This window comes from Paenibacillus sp. BAC0078, assembly GCF_054483875.1.
In genome coordinates this window covers 1-17,679 of sequence record NZ_JBTLRW010000023.1, presented here as the reverse complement: position 1 = coordinate 17,679, position 17,679 = coordinate 1, and the positions used below count along the sequence as shown (strand labels likewise).

15 protein-coding genes are annotated in these 17,679 nt (G+C 48.4%); 8 read left to right on the top strand and 7 right to left on the bottom strand.

Annotated features, from left to right (window positions below):
* Nucleotides 1-50: 50 nt before the first annotated feature.
* A complete protein-coding gene (locus ACX1DY_RS27315; RefSeq protein ID WP_458967323.1) occupies nucleotides 51-1,682 on the bottom strand; it encodes a helix-turn-helix domain-containing protein in 1,632 nt (543 codons plus the stop codon).
* Complete coding sequence (locus ACX1DY_RS27310) at nucleotides 1,679-3,502, bottom strand: cache domain-containing sensor histidine kinase (RefSeq protein ID WP_458967322.1); 1,824 nt, start codon at nucleotides 3,500-3,502, stop codon at nucleotides 1,679-1,681. The genes ACX1DY_RS27315 and ACX1DY_RS27310 overlap by 4 nt, the downstream gene beginning before the upstream one ends.
* A gap of 134 nt (nucleotides 3,503-3,636) precedes the next feature.
* Here ACX1DY_RS27310 and ACX1DY_RS27305 point away from each other — a divergent pair, with 134 nt between their 5' ends.
* The 5 genes from ACX1DY_RS27305 to ACX1DY_RS27285 all read left to right on the top strand — a co-directional run bounded on the left by ACX1DY_RS27305 (nucleotide 3,637) and on the right by ACX1DY_RS27285 (nucleotide 7,727).
* Nucleotides 3,637-4,518, top strand: a complete 882-nt coding sequence (locus ACX1DY_RS27305) for a carbohydrate ABC transporter permease (RefSeq protein ID WP_458967321.1) — start codon at nucleotides 3,637-3,639, stop codon at nucleotides 4,516-4,518.
* A complete protein-coding gene (locus ACX1DY_RS27300) occupies nucleotides 4,518-5,351 on the top strand; it encodes a carbohydrate ABC transporter permease (RefSeq protein ID WP_458967320.1) in 834 nt (277 codons plus the stop codon). The genes ACX1DY_RS27305 and ACX1DY_RS27300 overlap by 1 nt, the downstream gene beginning before the upstream one ends.
* 59 nt (nucleotides 5,352-5,410) lie before the next feature.
* On the top strand, nucleotides 5,411-6,718 hold the full coding sequence (locus tag ACX1DY_RS27295) for an ABC transporter substrate-binding protein (protein WP_458967319.1): 1,308 nt from the start codon (nucleotides 5,411-5,413) through the stop codon (nucleotides 6,716-6,718).
* 146 nt (nucleotides 6,719-6,864) lie between these two features.
* Nucleotides 6,865-7,002, top strand: coding sequence for a beta-galactosidase (locus tag ACX1DY_RS27290; RefSeq protein ID WP_458967318.1), 138 nt, complete (start codon nucleotides 6,865-6,867; stop codon nucleotides 7,000-7,002).
* Between the two features lie 350 nt (nucleotides 7,003-7,352).
* Nucleotides 7,353-7,727 (top strand): hypothetical protein, encoded by a 375-nt coding sequence (locus ACX1DY_RS27285; protein ID WP_458967317.1) that lies wholly within the window; start codon nucleotides 7,353-7,355, stop codon nucleotides 7,725-7,727.
* Nucleotides 7,728-7,886: 159 nt separating this feature from the next.
* On the opposite strand, the gene ACX1DY_RS27280 is transcribed toward ACX1DY_RS27285, so the two are convergent.
* The 3 genes from ACX1DY_RS27280 to ACX1DY_RS27270 all read right to left on the bottom strand — a co-directional run bounded on the left by ACX1DY_RS27280 (nucleotide 7,887) and on the right by ACX1DY_RS27270 (nucleotide 11,226).
* A complete protein-coding gene (locus tag ACX1DY_RS27280; protein ID WP_458967316.1) occupies nucleotides 7,887-8,738 on the bottom strand; it encodes a hypothetical protein in 852 nt (283 codons plus the stop codon).
* A gap of 22 nt (nucleotides 8,739-8,760) precedes the next feature.
* Nucleotides 8,761-9,645 (bottom strand): S8 family peptidase, encoded by an 885-nt coding sequence (locus ACX1DY_RS27275; protein ID WP_458967315.1) that lies wholly within the window; start codon nucleotides 9,643-9,645, stop codon nucleotides 8,761-8,763.
* Nucleotides 9,646-10,380: 735 nt separating this feature from the next.
* Nucleotides 10,381-11,226 (bottom strand): AraC family transcriptional regulator, encoded by an 846-nt coding sequence (locus ACX1DY_RS27270; protein WP_458967314.1) that lies wholly within the window; start codon nucleotides 11,224-11,226, stop codon nucleotides 10,381-10,383.
* 111 nt (nucleotides 11,227-11,337) lie between these two features.
* Here ACX1DY_RS27270 and ACX1DY_RS27265 point away from each other — a divergent pair, with 111 nt between their 5' ends.
* From ACX1DY_RS27265 to ACX1DY_RS27255, 3 genes are all read left to right on the top strand, one after another.
* The gene (locus ACX1DY_RS27265) at nucleotides 11,338-13,368 is read left to right on the top strand and encodes a beta-galactosidase (RefSeq protein WP_458967313.1); all 2,031 of its coding nucleotides are present in this window, start codon (nucleotides 11,338-11,340) and stop codon (nucleotides 13,366-13,368) included.
* 931 nt (nucleotides 13,369-14,299) lie between these two features.
* Nucleotides 14,300-14,857 (top strand): SLOG family protein, encoded by a 558-nt coding sequence (locus tag ACX1DY_RS27260; RefSeq protein ID WP_458967312.1) that lies wholly within the window; start codon nucleotides 14,300-14,302, stop codon nucleotides 14,855-14,857.
* Nucleotides 14,858-14,870: 13 nt separating this feature from the next.
* The gene (locus tag ACX1DY_RS27255; protein ID WP_458967311.1) at nucleotides 14,871-15,197 is read left to right on the top strand and encodes a YciI family protein; all 327 of its coding nucleotides are present in this window, start codon (nucleotides 14,871-14,873) and stop codon (nucleotides 15,195-15,197) included.
* A 37-nt stretch (nucleotides 15,198-15,234) separates the two neighbouring features.
* Here the strand turns inward: ACX1DY_RS27255 and ACX1DY_RS27250 are convergent, their stop codons facing one another.
* Complete coding sequence (locus ACX1DY_RS27250) at nucleotides 15,235-16,695, bottom strand: amidase family protein (protein ID WP_458967310.1); 1,461 nt, start codon at nucleotides 16,693-16,695, stop codon at nucleotides 15,235-15,237.
* A 99-nt stretch (nucleotides 16,696-16,794) separates the two neighbouring features.
* A complete protein-coding gene (locus ACX1DY_RS27245; RefSeq protein WP_458967309.1) occupies nucleotides 16,795-17,295 on the bottom strand; it encodes a hypothetical protein in 501 nt (166 codons plus the stop codon).
* Nucleotides 17,296-17,679: the final 384 nt, after the last annotated feature.

The window sequence follows — 17,679 nt, the reverse complement described above, 5'->3', positions numbered from 1 at the left end:
ATTTGTGTATGGACGATTGACCAGATGTACATTTTTGAATGGCCGATTCATCACGGGGTAATCTGGCTGCGGTAATCCTTAGGAGAGCTGCCAACCTGCTTCTTGAACACCTTGCTGAAATATTTGACATCGTGGAAGCCGACCATTTCCGAAATTTGCGACAGCTTCAGGTTAGGATTCTGCAGCAGCAGCTTGGCTTTGTCGATGCGGACGCTGCCGATGTAATCGGAGAAATTGATGCCGTACTCCTGCTTGAATTTGCGTGAAATGTACTCGCGGCTTACGTAGAATTTGCCGGCCACCTCCTGCAGCGACAGGTCGGATTGGTAATTCTGCTCGATATATTTAACGATGTCCGTAATCGGGTTCCGCTCCTTCGCCGCTCTGTCCGTAAGCTCCCGTGACAGGCGCTGCATCAGTCCAAAGGACCAGTCACGCCAGGCGAACAATGAGAAGGAATAGCCGCCGGGAAGCGGTGACGGATTCAGCAGGTCCGTGCGCTCCAGCTCTGCCAGGGCGCTGTCCGCTTGAGCACCCAGGACTTCCCGCACCAGCCGGGAACGGAACAGCAGGGCATCTGCCTTCCAGGAATTCAGCATCTCCGGTGTGATGATGCCCCGCCGTCCAAGCTCTTGGGTCCAGTGCTGCGCTGCCGCGGCCAGCACCTCGGGACTGCCGCTGATCACGGCCAGCCGCCATTCCTCCTGCACATCGGCAAATAGAATCGGCAGTTCGGCCTCTGTATTAACGGGTTCAGCAGGAGGGTGGAAATGGCAATAGTCCTCATGTCTTAACAGGTTCCGCCGGAGTAGCGCTTCGGCGGCTTCTGCACGTTCTGCCGGCAGTCCTCCGGGCAAGGCTCCTATGGAGCTTATGCCAAAATGCATCCGGAACTGCAGCGTCAAAAATATCCCCTGATTGATCCGGTTGATTAGTTCAACTACAGATTCCTGAACATCCCACAGGATCATCGCGATTTCCGGCGGTCCTCCCCAATACCGGAAGGCAATACCCTTGCGCTGCTGCTGCAGGAACTCATTGCAGATATTGACGATGGCGTAATACAGCAGTTCGCTGTCTCCGCCGAACCGCTTGATCAGCGGATTATTGCCGGGGTCAGTCTGCACCAGAATCAGCCTGGAGCTGTCGGCGCTTTGCGGGATGACTCCTTCATCGAGCAGCCTGCGCAGCGAAGCTTCGGCATTGATCGGGTCGTCGATCAGCGCCGACAGCAGCTTCTCCCCATAGATCGGCTTAATTTCGTTCAGCCGGATGCTTTGCCGCTGCCGGTGGCTGCGCTCCTCTTCCTCGGACCGCCAGGCAGCGACGGCCTTGGACACGGCGCCATTGATCATTTCCGCCTCGATCGGCTTAAGAATATAGTCAATCCCGCCATGACGGACTGTCTGGCGGACGAAATCAAAATCATTATGGCCGCTGACCACAATAAACTTGGTGTTGCCGGCGAATTCATTGACCCAGGTCATCAGCTCTATTCCATTGCCCGATTCCATCATCATGTCCATGATGACCAGCGCGGGTTTCTCCTTGCGGATCAGCTCGATGGCTTCATTGCCGTTTCCGGCCTCCAGAATGTCCCCGATTTGATGGGCGTCCCAGTCGACGAGGAGTCTGACTGCCTTGCGGACCCTGGCTTCGTCATCTACAATCAGTGCCTTCATATAGCTTCACTCTCCACTACAATTTCAAATTGCAGGCTGACCATTACGCCGCCTGCCTTCAGATTATCCACAGTCAGCGTGGCGCTGTCCCCGCAGACGAGCCGCAGCCGGGCCAGCACATTCGGCAGGCCGATCCGTGCGCCCGGGGCGTCGCGCTTGCTGTCTATGTCCTTTAAGGGGTCGATATCCACCCGGACGGGGTGCTGAAGCTCCTGCTGCAAGGCTTCCAGCCTGGAAGCGGGAATGGAGCTGCCGTTATTGCGGATAATGATCTCCATTCGGCCGGAAGGCAGCCGGGCTGCCATAATTTCAACCAGCCCGTCCGTGCGGGCCAGATTGAAGCCGTGCTTGAAGTAATTTTCCACAATCGGCTGGAGGATCATCTTGGGCATGAGCGCGTTCAGCAGTGATTCTTCCATATCGTAGCGGAAAGTGAACTTATTTTCAAAACGTTCCTTCTGCAGCTCGATATAAGCTTTCACGTGGTCCAGCTCGTCCTGTATCGTAACAATCTTCTCATGATTGTACATGCTGTAGCGCATCATCTTGGCGAGTGCCGAGAGCAGGGCATAGATTTGCGGGACCTTGAGCTCTAGGGCCAGCGTGCCGATAATCTGCAGCGTGTTATTCAGAAAATGCGGATTGATCTGTGCCTGCAGCGCCCGCAGCTCATTGGTTTTATTCGACAGCTCCAGCCGGTATTCCCGCAAAATCAGGTTGTTGATCGTATCCATCATGCTGCGGAAGCGCTCGGTCACCAGCCCGATTTCATCCTTGCCCGCAGGCCGGATATCAATTTCCAGATTACCGGTCTGGACCTGATTCATGTATCTTGCCAGTTGCTTGATCGGGGCGGTGATCCGGAAGGAGATCAGAATCGTCAGCGCGATGATCATGATCATTAGCAGCACCAGCAGCAGCATATTGATTCCGGCGGCTTCCTTCGCTTCACGGTACAGATAGGAGACCGGAATTTGCTTCACCAGCGTCCAGTCCAGGCCCGGACTTTCAATCTTCTGATAGATAAACACTGCTCCATCCTCTTCAAAATAACCGTGGGGCTGTCCGCTAGCGGCAATTTGCTTGTCATACCAGGAGGCATTCAGCGGTTTGCCCAGGTCCGCCTCGTCATGGCTGTACACCAGCATACCTTTGCCGTCCACCAGATAAATATTCTCTTTTCCCTGCTCGTAGAGCTGATTCATGATATCAGTTAAGGCGGTCAGATTCACATCAATCGACAGATAACCAAGCGCAGTGGTGGACGGGATTTGCTCAATCCGCCTGTGCAGCGTAAATACCGGTTCCGGAGTCATCGGCGTATTGGGTGTATTCAGCCCATAGCTGTTGCTGATGTGGGTGCTCTGAACAGATACAGGATTCTCCCCGGTGATCCGGGATTCGCTGTAGGGCGGAATTCCCTGCCAGCGCGATGGCATGGTGCTATGCGATAAGAGCGTAGCCTTGCTGTCCTTGACGCCGTACAAATAGACCTGTGAGATGTCTGTCATAGAGGTCAATATATAATTCAGTGAGGAGTAAATCTGGATATTGGCTGACATATCGTCGTATCCGGCCTCCAGCAGCCTATAAGAGTCTGAATCGGAGTAGAAAACGAGGGACAGCCGGTTGACCTCCTGAATGAGGCTGTTGATATTTTTGTAGCCCTGGTACAGCAGATTTGTATTCTCATCCACGGCCCGGGTTCTAAGAGATTTCGTCGTGTAAGAGTAGCTGATATACATCGTAGCCATAATACAGATTAAGGTCGGCAGGAGTAAAAAAACGATCAGCTTGGTGCGAATACTGTTCCATTTCATCGATTCATGTCACATCCGATCAATATTTTACACCTGAAAGATCACTTGAGTAGGTGTAAGCGGTACTTCAAAAAACAGATAATATGTTTAGATCATAAACAAGTAAGTGAGTAAAAGAAAGGGGGGACGGGTGAATGCGCGGTTCGAAGTTGTCCCAATTTGGTCAACAGACTTTTTTCGTTGGCCCGGCAGTATTGTTTTTTACCCTGATTACGATTATTCCATTTGTGATGGGAATGTATTATTCCTTCACGGACTGGAACGGGGTATCGGGAAATGTAAGCTGGGTAGGCATTGATAACTTTAAAGCGATATTTACAAACGATCCGGATTTCTGGTCATCCTTCTGGTTCACTGTCAGATTTACTTTGCTAGGGGTGGTTTTGACCAATATAGTAGGCTTCTTCCTGGCCTATCTGCTAACCAAACCTTTAAAAACACGCAATATGCTCCGGACCATTTTTTTCATGCCGAATGTTATCGGGGGATTGTTGCTTGGTTTTATATGGCAGTTCATCTTCATCAAAGGGTTCGCCACGATGGGCGATATCACTGGCTGGTCCTTCTTTAATCTTCCTTGGCTTGGCGATGCGACTACCGGCTTCTGGGCAATTGTTATGGTGTTCGTCTGGCAGTCCTCCGGTTATCTGATGGTTATCTACATCGCTTCGCTCAGCAATGTGTCCAAAGAGGTGCTGGAAGCGGCTGAGATCGACGGGGCTTCCCGGATGCAGGTGCTTCGCAGTATTATCGTTCCTTTGATTATGCCTGCGGTAACGATTGGTTTGTTCCTGGCGATTTCCTGGTCCTTCAAAATGTTCGACCTGAACCTTTCCCTGACGAAAGGCGGACCGTTCAAATCAACGGAATCCGTAGCCATGAACATTTACAATGAAGCCTTCCTGAACAACCGTTACGGTCTGGGTACGGCTAAAGCGCTGCTGTTCTTCCTGATTGTAGCGATTATCACCGTGATTCAGGTCCGTGTTACGAAGAGCAAGGAGGTAGAGGCTTAATGAATGCAAAGTCAAAAGGCAGATGGAATATCGGCATTGAAGTGCTAATGATCCTTCTAGCCCTGCTGTTTCTCTCGCCGTTCTATTTCCTGATCGCGAACTCGGTGAAATCCTTCGGTGAGATTCTGAGCAATGCGGCAAGCTGGCCGCATGAAATCATGTGGTCGAACTATTCTAACGCCTGGAAATTGGCCCGCTTCTCTGAAGCTTTCCGCAATTCGCTGATTATCACCATCATCTCTGTCATTCTGATCTCGCTGTTCAGCGCAATGGCTGCCTACCGGATGGTTCGCGCCGACACACGGTTCAATCGGATGCTGCTGCTGTTGTTCGTAGCGGCGATGGTGGTTCCGTTCCAGACTATTATGATTCCTATCCTGAAGGTCGTTAATGTATTGGGGATCAATAACTCCTTTGTGGGTCTGATCACCACCAACTTGGGACTGAGCGTTCCAATGGCGATCTTCCTGTTCCACGGCTTCATCAAGTCGGTGCCTCTTGAAATTGAAGAGGCGGCAACCGTTGACGGCTGCAATCCGATCTCGGCGTTCTTCCGGATTGTGCTTCCTTTGCTGAAGCCGATGCTTATGACCATTATCGTGCTTAATGCTCTTGGGATTTGGAATGACTACCTGCTCCCGTCTCTGATTCTTCAGGCGCCTGAGCTGCGTACGATTCCGCTGGCAACCTTCTCGTTCTTCGGGCAATACACGAAGCAATGGGATATGGCGCTTCCGGCGCTGACACTTGGGGTTGCTCCTATCGTCATTTTCTATCTGTTCATGCAGCGTTACATTGTTGAGGGAATAGCGGCCGGCTCGGTAAAGGGTTAATACCGGGCCCCCGTTCCAAATAAAATTAAGCAGTTAAATTATTCAAGGGGGAAACAAGAATGATGAAGAAACGTTCTGCACTGATGCTGTCTTCCGTAATGCTTATGACAGTCGTGCTTGCGGCATGTGGCGGGAATTCCAATAATAAAGCTGCTTCTAATGCATCAAATGGAAGCGCTGGCAATACTTCCGGTGCAGTGAAAACAGTTAAAATCTTTCAGTTCAAAACCGAAATTGTTGAAGGCCTGAATGAGCTGAAGGTTGAATTTGAAAAGGAACATCCGAACATCAAGCTGGACATTCAAACCGTTGGCGGCGGCGCAGACTATGCGGCAGCCCTGAAAACGAAATTTGCTTCCGGCGATGCGCCTGATATTTTCTCCAATGGCGGATACGCCGAAATGGACCTGTGGAAAGACAAGCTGGAAGACCTGTCCGATCAGCCTTGGGTTAAGGATCTGATTCCTATGGCCGCAGAGCCAATGACCAAGGACGGCAAAACCTACGGGATGCCAATGAACCTTGAGGGTATCGGTTATGTGTACAACAAAGACCTGTTCGCCAAAGCCGGTATTACTGAAACTCCAAAAACAATCACTGAGCTTGAGGAAGCTGCTAAAAAGCTGCAGGCCATCAATGTAATTCCTTTCGGCAACGCTTATCAGGAATGGTGGCTGCTGGGCAACCAGGGCATCAGCGTAGCTTTTGCACAACAGGATAATGTAGATGAATTCATCAAAGGCCTCAACGGAGGCACTGCTTCCATCATAGGCAATCCGGTGTTCAAGGACTGGAGCAACCTGCTTCAATTGACTGTGAAATACGGCCAGAAAAACCCTCTGACTACGGACGCCAACACTCACCTGGCTATGTTCGCTAATGGTGAAACGGCCATGATGCAGGAAGGCAACTGGGCACAAACGTTGGTAGACAACATTAAGCCTGGCATGAACATTGGTATGTTCCCTATGCCGATCAGTGATGATGCCGCTAAAAATGACAAAATGACTGTAGGTATCCCTGCCAACCTGGTAGTCAACAAAGATTCCGCATCCAAAGAAGAAGCTAAGACCTTCCTGAACTGGCTCGTCACTTCCGACATGGGTAAAGAATATATCACCAAAAAATGGAAGTTCATTCCTGCCCTGAAAACCCTCGAAGTCGCTCCTGATGTTATTGGTGGGCTGGGTACAGATGTATGGAACTATGTAAAACAAGACAAAGTATACGGTTTGCAATCCTCCAAATTCCCTGATGGCGTTACTCAAGAATTCGCCAGCGTGATCCAGCAGCTGATCGCTGGTAAATCGGATGAAGCCGGCTGGGAAAAGAACATGCAGGCCGCTTGGGATAAGCTGAAGAAGTAACGACTAAGCCCAAATATGAACAACTAAAGTTCAACTTATATAGACATACAGAGAGGTCCAATAAGGACCAAGCTTGTTTTTGGAAAAAGTGGATTTGCTAAGGACGCCCCGTCTTCTCATCATTGATGTGAGGCGGGGTGTCTTTTTTGATAAAATCGAATGGTAGAACTGGCCTGGAGCCTTCGGAAGGAGATTTCCAGTTCGGCTGGCTGGACAAGGCGATCGACCTGTTCCATAAGTACGGCCTGCAGGTCGTTATCGGGACCCCCACAGCTTTTTTTTGAATAAGAGTAAAGAAAGCATTACCTAGAGGCAAAGCACGTTCAGCATGTAGCATGTGAATTGGATCAATTTCGCTGAGTTTCTGTGGACTATCAAACTGGAGGTTTAACCGAATCGTTTCATTGAAGATCTAGAAAATTAATAGTTAAGGAATTGAACGTAATGAGGTACAAAAATTGGTGATTTGCATTTTTACTACTGAATAAGCGAGTCAAAATAGAAGATCTCAATTCTTGGATTTGACGAGATTAAGGCAGTGGATTAGTGAACGCTGTGCTATTTCAGTATAGATATGTTGCGGATTAAAAAGTAATTTCTTATAATATAAGGATAAATTCATAATGATTTTGGGATGTTGAATCCTATTCTATTTAAATTGGGGGGGATTGGAATTTCTAATTTGATACCTTTGAAAGTACCTACTGGCTGGACGATTCATATCAATGAATTATTAGAAGATTTGAATAACGCAACTAGTGCTGTAAAATTTCTTAAAGAAAATCTTCTGTTACTTTCTAATCCGTACAGTAAACGTATTATTGATGTTGGATGGTATCCCGAAGGAGAAATAAATGGTGAATTCTGTTTGATTGTGGTTGAGATGGGTGCTGATGGGATCAATACTATTCTGTATTCATCAGCGGAAGACGTAATATATGCATATCGAACAAAGGAGTTATTCAAGTTAATAGATAAAATTAACGAAATACTTCTCAACACACCCTGAACAAATGTATTATAAAAAATTAGTGGTTGGGATCATATTAATAAATTAATATCTAAAAAGACAACGCTACATTCGTAAATCATAGAATGAACGTTGTCTTTTTAGATGCATCAGTTTCTACAGTAAAATGAATGAATTGTGTGTCGGAAATCTATAGATTTAGAAGAAGGAGTGTCCGCCAGTTCTATTCCAAATGTGATAATGAGTATGATAAACAAAACCAATTTTTGGATCAACTTCTAACTCAGGTCCTTCAGGTAATAAACCTCCACCTGCTACTTGAGCAACAAGTGCGGCGTTAGCAGCGTTGATAGACCAAACATTATTATTATAAATGTCACTGCTTTGTAATCTTGCACTAGCTTGAACTAGTGATATTGGATTACCGATTCCTACTTGTCCTGTTATTATTTTTGCTTGATAATGTGCATATTCCTTTTTATTTCTTAATGATGTTGCAACTGAGTCCCATATTGCATATGTTATCCCGCCAATTGTTATTGCTGTGCCAGCAGCAATTAATTGTGCTAGTAACCATTCGCCAATAATAGCACCTAAGGGTATTAAAACTGGTATTGATGCTGTTGTCTTAGATTGATCGATTTGATAAGTTTCATTAGTCTCAACATCAGTAAATGTTGCATTAATGAGATCACCATTCTCACCAGTAAGATCATTAATTACAACGTTATAAATTCGTTCCTGTTTATCAGAAATTTTTGATTTTTCATTTGTTTTAAGTGTTATATCATGTGTTGTTTTGTCAAGAGTCATAATTCCTTCTATATCATCATTTTTAGCTAATCTAAATATTACATTAGAACTTTGTACATATCTGGTAGATATACTTAGTGTTTCATCATTGTTTTCTAGAACCTTATAATTTGATGAGAAGGTTTCAAGTTTTTGTTCATCAGCAAATACGCTCAGTTTAGAAAATCCAAAAAGTAAAGCAAAGGAGAGAACTACAGCTAGAACTTTCTTAATAAATGAAGGGATTTTCATTTTCACATTTCATCTCGCTTTCTTATATTTATTTTGACAATGAACCATAACCGTATATTTCATCGTACCCTTTGTTTCCTAAATCTTTAGACATACCTATAAGTTTATCTTTAATGATCTTGATCCTTGAAACATTTGATGGATAAAATGAAGAAGCCAGCATGTTTGCAATAATTCCGGTTACATGAGGTGTGGCAAAAGAAGTTCCTTCATATATACTATATCCGTTGTTAGGTGATAGAGTTAATATTTGCACACCTGGAGCACTAAAATCTATTTTCCCTGTAGCGGCTAAATTAAAGACTCTTTCAGAATGGTCGATAGCAGTAACTGAAATGACATCTTCATAAGCAGCCGGATAGTCTACTTCATTTCTATAATTATTTCCTGCAGCTGCAACTATAATTATTCCTTGATCGATTGCCGCTGTTATAACTTCTTTTAATTTTTCATTTCCTTTTTTTATGCCAACACTAATGTTGATAATATCTATTTTATTTCTGGTACACCACTCAATACCTTCAATAAAATTATCAATTTCCCCCTTACCATCCTTGCCAAGAACTTTAACTGAGTATAATTCCACCGATGGAGCCACCCCAACTATGCCTATATTATTATCGTTTGATGCAATTATTCCAGCTATTGCAGTTCCATGACCGAATTCATCCAAAGTAGGTTGGTTGTGGTTAATTGTGTTATATTCTTTCATAATTTTTCCTTTTAAGTCCTTATGGAGTTTATCAACCCCACTGTCCAATACAGCCACTTTTACGGTGTGGATTTTTTTTTTAACATTTTGAGATTGATAAGAAACGCCCCATGGAATGATCTGTTCGGCATCGAAATTAACTGAGTTAATCTTTGACTGACTAATAGGATCATTAGTATTAAAGAAATCTCCATTTAACAAATAAAATAATGCTAGAATCAAAGATGCAATTAAAATATAAATCCTATTTTTTTTGATCGAAATATAACACCTCCATAAATTCAATAAAAAGTAAATTATGAAATTAATTATAGCATTATCTAAAATATTTTATATGTGAATAAAGAATAATATATATAGGTTTTTTTAACTATAAAACCCATTTTTCGTGAAATAAGTGCGTAAATACTGATAAATTCCCAGTGGGATTCCGGTTGGCTATAAACCAAGGTATGTGATCTAAGCAACTGAGGGGCTTCAGTGTTGAGCATTAATTTGCGCTGCGGAGAGCTTATTCGCGTCAAGCTTGCACTCTGGGTCATTTACTCGCTGCCCATAGCAGCCGAGGTTAGATTGTTATGTTGCGCGCTGTGCTAAACAGCCGCGCGCATCTTTACCTGCTTTCCGCGCTGTGTTCTAATCAGCCGCGGAGCTTTAGGGTTTGAATGGTTTTGGGTGCAAGCCCAGGAGGAGAGGGGAGGAACGGAGAGAAATTTTGGAACTGTAGGAGCGGTAGCGTCCGCCTGAAAGCTTTCCGAAGGAAAGCTCGCATCGGAAGCATATGCTATTCTCGGATTCCAACCGCCTAGCGGTTCAAATCAGGGAATCCGAGAACAACAGCGGCCGAAAGTCCAAACATTTCCCGCAGTGACGGAAATTCTCCTCCTCCCCTCTGCAGCACGCAAAATGTTCAAAACCCTAACACCTCCGTGCCCTTTAGTGCAGCCGCCTAAACTGCTCCGGCGTAATCGCCGACTGCTTGCGGAAGGTGGCCACGAAGTGGCTGACATCGCGGAAGCCGACCCGCTGCGAGATGGCTTTTACCGTGAGATCGGGCTGGCTGACCAGCAGCTCCTTGCTCTTGCGGATACGCAGGCGGACGAAGTAGGCATAAGGGGAGAGGCCGAAGGTCTGCATGAACAGGCTGTTGAGATAACGCCCGGACACATCCAGCTGTGACGCCAGATCATGCAGTCCGATATCGGGATCGCCATAGTGGCTGTCCATCCATTTGAGCAGCGGCTGCAGCTTGTCCACATTGCGGGAAATGGGGGTATTGTTGTGAAGCTGCCCGTACTTGCTCAGGGTAATCAGGAAGCGGTAAGCATCCGTAGAAGCGCCGAGGCTGAACATGTCCTCAGCGGCATCATGGCGGTCGAGCATTTCCTTGAGCATCAGAGGCAGCGGAGCTTCACTCTCCCAGCGGTAGAACGAATTGGCGCTCATGCCGAGTGAATCAAGAATCTGCCGGGCAGAGCTTCCTTCAAAGGTCAGATAATACGTGCACCAAGGCTCAGCGGAGAGAGCCTCATAACGGTGGGGAGTACCCGGAAAGAGAAGCACACCGCTGCCTTCGGCGAGCGTAAGCTGTTTGTTCTCGCAATGGATCACGCCTTCGCCCTGTGAAGTCTGGAGCCAGTGGTAGGCATGGTAGCCGTCCGGGCGGGATACTTTTTCCTGATCGGGATTGTACCCCATACTGTCCAGAGTAATCGGCAACTGGTGTCCGCCTTCCTGGGCAAACACAATCCTGCGGGGAGCTGTCACAAGCAAGACATTCATCTCCTGTTGAGTTCCATATTATTATATGGTGTGGCGGTATTATTATATTTAAAGCGATACGGCAAACGTTTACAATAAGGATATACTTATACTATAAAGGATGTGCGATACGTGATCAACGATAAATTGCCGAAAATTTGGTACGGTGGAGATTACAATCCTGAGCAGTGGGACGCCCCGGTATGGGCAGAGGATGAACGGATGTTCAAGCTGGCGGGTATTGATGTTGCGACGATTAATGTATTTTCATGGGCGCTCATTCAGCCGTCTGAAGACACATATGATTTCTCAGGACTTGATGAATTAATGGACCGCCTATATAAAAATGGTACCTACGTCTGCCTGGCGACAAGCACCGGCGCTCATCCGGCCTGGATGGCACACCGCTATCCCGAAGTTACCAGGGTGGATGTGCAGGGAAGAAAACGCAAATTCGGCGGACGCCACAACTCCAATCCGAACAGTCCGGTGTACCGTAAGTTCGCCGCCAAGCTTGCAGGCAAGCTCGCCGAGCGCTACAAGGACCATCCGGGGCTGGTGGCCTGGCATATCTCTAATGAATATGGCGGCTACGATTACTCCGAGCAATCCGAAGCGGCTTTCCGCGTCTGGCTGAAGGACCGTTACGGTTCGCTGGATGCCCTTAACAAAGCCTGGAATACCCGTTTCTGGGGCCATACCTTCTATGACTGGGAGGAAATTGTCCTGCCGAGCGAGCTGAGTGAGGAGTGGAACGGCAACCGGACCAACTTCCAGGGGATCTCCCTCGATTTTCGCCGGTTCATGTCCCACAGTCTGCTGGAATGCTACAAAATCGAATACAACGCCATCAAGGAGCACAGCACGAATGTTCCGATTACGACCAACCTGATGGGTTTTTATCCGGAGCTGAACTATTTCGAGTGGGCCAAGCACATGGACATGGTTTCTTGGGATAACTACCCGTCGCTGGATACACCAGTTAGCCATACGGCAATGACCCATGATCTGATGCGCGGCCTCAAAAATGGACAGCCGTTCATGCTGATGGAGCAGACGCCAAGCCAGCAGAACTGGCAGCCGTACAACTCGCTGAAGCGTCCGGGCGTAATGCGTCTGTGGAGCTATCAGGCGGTAGCGCGTGGTGCGGATACGGTGCTGTTCTTCCAGCTCCGCCGTTCCATCGGTGCTTGCGAGAAGTACCACGGTGCGGTGATCGAGCATGTGGGACATGAGCACACGCGGGTATTCCGGGAATGCGCCGAGCTCGGCAAAGAGCTGGAGCAGCTTGGCGGCGAACTGCTGGATGCGCGCAGCCAGGCAGAGATCGGGATCATTTACGATTGGGAAAACCGCTGGGCGCTTGATCTTTCAAGCGGACCTTCAGTAGCGCTGGATTACGTGAACGAAGTGCACAAATATTATGACGCGCTGTATCAGCAGAACATCGAAGCCGATATGATCGGTGTCGAAGAGGATCTGTCCAAATACAAAATCGTCATTGCACCAGTGCTGTACATGATTAAGCCGGGCTTTGCCGAGAAGGTTGAAGCCTTCGTGAAGGCGGGCGGCACGTTCGTTACCACTTATTTTAGCGGAATCGTAAATGAAAATGATCTGGTTACCGTAGGCGGCTACCCTGGAGAACTGCGCAAGGTGCTTGGCATCTGGGCCGAGGAAATCGACGCGCTGCTGCCGGGAATGAGCAATGAAATTGTAATGAACAAAGAATGGGGATCGCTGAACCGCACGTACCCATGCGATCTGCTGTGCGATCTGATTCATGCTGAAGGTGCAGAAGTGCTGGCGCGGTACGGATCCGATTTCTATAAAGGCATGCCGGCGTTGACGGTGAACAGCTTTGGTGAAGGTAAAGCCTATTACGTGGCTACCAGCCCGGATGCGGCGTTCCTGCAAGGCTTCCTGTCGAACCTGTGTGCAGAGCAGGAGATTTCTCCGCTGGTAAGCGCACCGGAAGGCATCGAATCCGTACAACGCGTCAAGGACGGTGTATCCTACCTGTTTCTGCTGAACCACAAAGAAGGCGAACTTAGCGCGGATATCGGCTCTACTGAACGCACCGATCTGCTGACCGGCAAGAAATTCAGCAGCACTGCCGTTGTTCCGGGCCGGGGAGTTCTGATTTTGTCGGATAAGCAATAAGAGCAGTTTGAAATGGTAAAAAGGCAATAACCAGTGATATGAGAGGGCGATACTCCGGGCTTCGGTGCCTGGGGTATTGTTCTTTTTATGGCGTCGAGGGTAGATACCCGATGGAGTTCATGTCCTTCTTCGCGCCTAAGCCCTAACTGTATTTGGTGCAACTAAAAAGTGCTATTTTTGCGTGGCAACTGCTCTAATTGCACTCTGTACACTTATATTTACAGCTATTCCGTAAAAGGCGGCTTTCCGCGATTTTTAACTGTACAGAATGCAGCTATCACTAAAAAAATGGGATTTTGCATCTTTTTAATTGCAGGAAATACAATTGGCTGGCGGGCGTTCGACTGGCTGGTGTGTGTTCAACATTAGAAGTTGTTTGCAGGTGTATAGGTCTGAGGCGCAAGCTCGCATTAAATCAATATCAATGCTTTTCGTTGCGTGTCCAATGGACAAGTGCTAAAATAGCGGGAATAAAGATGATTAACGTTTCCGTATACTAAAAAAGAGACTCCACCGTTGGAGCGGCAAAGTCTCTTTTAGGACCAGTAAGGCTGTGGATCACCACGGCGCGCATGAACAAAATAGCTAGCTCAAGCGAAACCCACCGTTAAGGCGCCAACCTATTACGCGGTGGGTTTTCTCTTGTTCCGAAGTTTCCTACGCAGTAAACGATAGAGCTTCCGTACACTAAACACAAGGCTCAGTAACGAAACGATCCAGCGCAGTACATCGTAGCACGACACAAGTGTGGTCATCGGCGCCACCACAGAATACAAGAATTTTTGAAAAGACCAAAATTGTTCGAATTTACTTCTTTTCGCGCTGAATGGTTGTCCGAAGGAATCGCGGAGGGAAATGTTATATAATGCAGAATATATAAGTTACGCAATCACGATCAAAGTATATTAGCAGCACAGGAAAGAGGCAGCACATGACAACCTTATTGGTAACAGGGTACCGTGCGCATGAGCTCGGCATTTTTGACAGCAAGCATCAAGGGATTCCCTATATTAAAAAAGCGCTGACGAACAGGCTGATTCCACTTGTAGAGGAGGGGGTAGATTGGATTATTACACCCGGACAATACGGCGTGGACCTATGGGCGTGCGAGGTCGTGCTGGAGCTGAAACAGCAGTATCCCGGTCTGAAGCTGGGCATTATTACAGCGCATGCTGCTCCTGAGGAGAAGTGGAAGGAAGAGAAGCAGAACGAATACCGGCGGATTGTTGCCGGAGCGGATTACTATGGGGCGGTAAGCAATACTCCGTATGACGGAAGCTGGCAGTTCCGGGCCAGAGATGATCTGCTGTTCCGTAAAAGCGATGGCATTCTCCTCTTCTATGATGAGGACGCTGCCGAGGGAAGCTCGAAGTTCTTCAAGGAGCGGGCGCTGAAGCTGCATGCGGAGGGTGATTACAGCCTCCATCTGATACATGCCGAGGAAATTCAGAATATTGCAGATGAAGAGAGCCAGCGCGGCTATGAATGAGGAGGTTGTACCTATGAATTCCGATAGTGTAGAAGAGGATATTTGTTATGTTATTTTGCTGAGTCCAACAGCGCAGGACCGCAGAGATATGGATATCATCCGGGCGCATGTCAAGCATTTGCAGGAGCTGGAGCGCAGCGGCCAGCTTGTGATGTGCGGTCCTTTCGACGACTGCCCGGGCGGCATGGTGATCATTCGTGCGGAATCCCGTGAAGAGGCTCAGCAGATTGCTGAACGTGATCCATATATTCTATCGGGCATCCGCAGCTATGAGCTGCGCACCTGGAGCCTGTCGCATGCGGGCAACCGGCACATGGGCATATCCGCGAAGGCGGAATAAGAGAGGGCCGTTCCTTGTTGAAGGACGGCCCTCTTGTTTACTTAATGAAGCTCTGTAGTGAAGGCGCTCTGCGAACCTTGTAATTCTGCTCGTAGGCGTAGGCCAGCCGGATCAGTACCGGCTCCTGGTACGCTTGTGCCGCAAAGGTTACGCCGAAGGGAACCCCGGCGGAGGTGTAGCCGGAGGGCACGACGATGGACGGATAACCTGCCCTTGACGTAATTCGTGCACCGAAATCGGCCGGGAATAGCAGCGCGTCAAGCTGATGCTCCCTCATCGTGGCGTCAATGCCAAGCTCCTTGCAAAGCCTGAGATCTGTTGCCCGGTCGCGTAAATACTGCGGCTCGGTGAGGGTCCCGGAGGATCTATATTCAGCATCCAGCAGGGTGGCCTGCCCGAATTTCAACGTCTCCATCGGATGGGCATGATTGAAGTCGATAATATCCTTCAGCGTGCGCATTGGCGCTCCCGGGCCAAGTCGAGAGAGGTAGGCGTTCAGTGAGGTTTTGAATTCATTCAGCACTACGGAGGAATACTTGATGTCCCGCGCCGTTCGGATGTCTGCCGGATCAATAATGACGGCCCCGAGTTCGCGCATCCGTTCCACTGAGGCGTTGAAAAGCGCAAGCTGCTCGTCAGTCAGCTCCTCAAAGTAATAATCCCGGGGAATGCCGATCCGTGCGCCCTGCAATCCGTTCGGGTCAAGGAAGACAGTGTAGTCCTTGTGCACCCTGCCTGCGCCTGTCCCCATAGCGGCATCGCTATAATCCATGCCCAGCATCGCGTTCAGCAGCAGCACCGCATCGCGGACAGTCCGCGCCATAGGGCCGGCCGTATCCTGTGTGTTCGAGAGCGGCAGAATGCCGGAGCGGCTGATCATGCCGACTGTTGGCTTGATGCCGATAACCGAGCCAAGGTTGCCGGGATTGAGAATCGAGCCGGAGGTTTCCGTGCCGACAGACACGGTGCAGAAGCTGCAGGCTACGGCTACTGCGGAGCCGGCGCTGGAGCCGCCCGTAGGTGTTGAGATGTTGTAGGGGTTAAGCACCTGTCCCCCGCGCGAGCTGTAGCCGGACGGCATGCCGTTCGTCATGAAATTCGCGAATTCCGTCATGTTGGCTTTTCCCATAATGACCGCCCCGGCTTCGCGCAGCTTGGTGACAAGGAAGGCATCCTCCCCGGCAAAAGAATTCGCCAAGGCCAGTGATCCCGCACTGGTGTGCATTTTATCCCCGGTGTTGATATTGTCCTTCAGCAAGACCGGTATGCCGTGCAGCGGCCCGCGTGCACCCTGCCGGGAGTGCTCCACATCGAGAGATTCGGCAATGAACAGGGCATCCGGGTTAATCTCCAGGACGGAGTTAATCGTCAGCCCGTTTTTGTCATGCTCAGCGATGCGTTCCAGATACATGAGGACTAATTGTCTTGACGTCATTGTGCCGGTTTCCATTGCTGACTGAATCTCGGAAATGGTAGCCTCTACGATTTCAAAACTCATGCAGGTTCACGCTTCTTTCCCTGAAGGATGAGCGCCGGATAGCTTATCTGCCGACTCATAGGGATGTGGCCCGCTCCGGCAATAACGGGTGCTATGCAATCAGGTAATGTCCTGCGAGGGAGCAAAACCCTCCTCCGCCAAATACTCATGGGCTTCTTCAAGCGTTTCGAAGGCCATCTCCAGATGAAGTCCGGCATAGAGGTACCACAGGTCATCCTCCAGCTTCAGGCTTAAGCTATGCCCCTCTTCATTGGTCCACAGCGTATCCTTTCCGGCCGCCTTTTTTTTCTTGCGTTTGCTCGGAGTTGGAGGCTCCGGGATAAACATGGACAGGGAGGTGATGGAAGCGTCCAGAAGGCTCCGCAGCTCAGCTTCCCCGTAGTCCCGGATGTTCACCATCCCCTTGTCATCCGTCTCATAGCCCCGCAGTAGCCCTGCATATACAAAACCATTGCCGCTCGGATGCAGATGGAAAGCAACGGTTTTCTTCTCGTGACGGCTTTGTTCAAAGTGGTAGTTTACCCGTCCGAGCGATACATTTTTCCGTTCAAGCTGGGGGTAAGAATCGAGAATCGCCAATTTCTGTTCAAAAGTAAGCATATACATCCTCCGGTTCACGGTTTCTTTTTCATATTTAGTGGAGCAATCGGAATGATTATATCATGCAGCGCTTCCAAGTACTATAAAATGCCCAGCGCCTTCAGGGCAATCGCTTACGAAATGAACTGCGAAATTGAATGAAGTGGAAAAAGGAAACCTAATTTGCGAATTTCACCGATTTTTTAGTGATTAGATGGAAAAAGTAAAGTAAATTCTCTCCATTTCCCCACATTCGGTGATTTTAGAAGAAAATAAGTGGAGTTTTTCAGACTGTTGGTAAAGTCCATTTTAAGCCGCAAAAATCATGTTGAAATCCAAACGGCGGTCGAAGTAGCGAAAGTTAACGTTTTTCATACACAAATAAAGAGCACGGGTCTCCTTCTG

Excerpts from the sequence above, each read along its gene's own strand:
- ACX1DY_RS27315 (WP_458967323.1), bottom strand. The coding sequence starts at position 1,682 with ATGAAGGCACTGATTGTAGATGACGAAGCCAGGGTCCGCAAGGCAGTC.
- ACX1DY_RS27310 (WP_458967322.1), bottom strand. The coding sequence starts at position 3,502 with ATGAAATGGAACAGTATTCGCACCAAGCTGATCGTTTTTTTACTCCTG.
- ACX1DY_RS27305 (WP_458967321.1), top strand. The coding sequence starts at position 3,637 with ATGCGCGGTTCGAAGTTGTCCCAATTTGGTCAACAGACTTTTTTCGTT.
- ACX1DY_RS27300 (WP_458967320.1), top strand. The coding sequence starts at position 4,518 with ATGAATGCAAAGTCAAAAGGCAGATGGAATATCGGCATTGAAGTGCTA.
- ACX1DY_RS27295 (WP_458967319.1), top strand. The coding sequence starts at position 5,411 with ATGATGAAGAAACGTTCTGCACTGATGCTGTCTTCCGTAATGCTTATG.
- ACX1DY_RS27285 (WP_458967317.1), top strand. The coding sequence starts at position 7,353 with ATGTTGAATCCTATTCTATTTAAATTGGGGGGGATTGGAATTTCTAAT.
- ACX1DY_RS27270 (WP_458967314.1), bottom strand. The coding sequence starts at position 11,226 with ATGAATGTCTTGCTTGTGACAGCTCCCCGCAGGATTGTGTTTGCCCAG.
- ACX1DY_RS27260 (WP_458967312.1), top strand. The coding sequence starts at position 14,300 with ATGACAACCTTATTGGTAACAGGGTACCGTGCGCATGAGCTCGGCATT.
- ACX1DY_RS27255 (WP_458967311.1), top strand. The coding sequence starts at position 14,871 with ATGAATTCCGATAGTGTAGAAGAGGATATTTGTTATGTTATTTTGCTG.
- ACX1DY_RS27250 (WP_458967310.1), bottom strand. The coding sequence starts at position 16,695 with ATGAGTTTTGAAATCGTAGAGGCTACCATTTCCGAGATTCAGTCAGCA.
- ACX1DY_RS27245 (WP_458967309.1), bottom strand. The coding sequence starts at position 17,295 with ATGCTTACTTTTGAACAGAAATTGGCGATTCTCGATTCTTACCCCCAG.